The sequence below is a fragment of the Luedemannella helvata genome (assembly GCF_039528415.1).
GTDB classification, from domain to species: Bacteria; Actinomycetota; Actinomycetes; order Mycobacteriales; family Micromonosporaceae; genus Luedemannella; species Luedemannella helvata.
The window spans coordinates 1-701 of record NZ_BAAALS010000120.1; the positions used below are offsets into that span (position 1 = coordinate 1).

Here is a 701-nt window from a genome sequence, read left to right on the forward strand (position 1 = left end):
CCGGCACCGAGCGGCCCGCCTCGGCGAGCGCGTGCATCACGCCGAGCGCCATCTGGTCGTTCGAGACGAACACCGCGGTCATGTCGGGGTCGGCCGCAAGCGCGCGGCCGTGCACGTACCCGCTGCCGGGCGACCAGTCCCCCACGAGCGGCTCGCGCGCCGGCAGGCCGTGGTCGCCGAGCGCGGCGGCCCATCCGCGGACGCGCTCCGCGGCATCCATCGCGTTCAGGGGTCCGGCGACATGGCGTATGGCTCGGTGCCCGAGTCCGATGAGGTGCTCGACCGCGAGGCGTGCGCCGGCGTACTGGTCGAGCCAGACGCGGTGCATGGCACCTCGCTCCTCGGACGCGACCGCCACGATCGGCACCCCGAGCTCGATGCCGTCGAGCGCGTCGAGCGCGGCGCGCTGCGCGGCGATGAGCACGATCGCCTCGACGTACTGGCGCACGAGCAGCTCGGCGGTCGAGCGCATGCTCGCGGCATCCGTCTCGAGCATGCTGGCGGTGATCACCGCGTACCGGGCGTCGCGCGCCGCTTCGTTGAAGTGCAGCGCGGTCGAGGATGGCCCGTAGTCGGGCGCCCCTGTGACGATCAGCCCGAGGGTGCGCGTGCGACGCGTGACGAGGGCGCGCGCCGCGGGCGACGGCACGTACCGCAGCTGCGTGATCGCCTGCTCGACGCGGGCCCGCGTGGCCGGGCGC

At 74.8% G+C, this 701-nt stretch carries 1 protein-coding gene; it reads right to left on the minus strand.

What is annotated here, in order from left to right; all coding sequences use genetic code 11:
* The coding region (locus ABD191_RS29035; protein WP_344089166.1) for a substrate-binding domain-containing protein at nucleotides 1-701 on the minus strand (701 nt) is incomplete at both ends.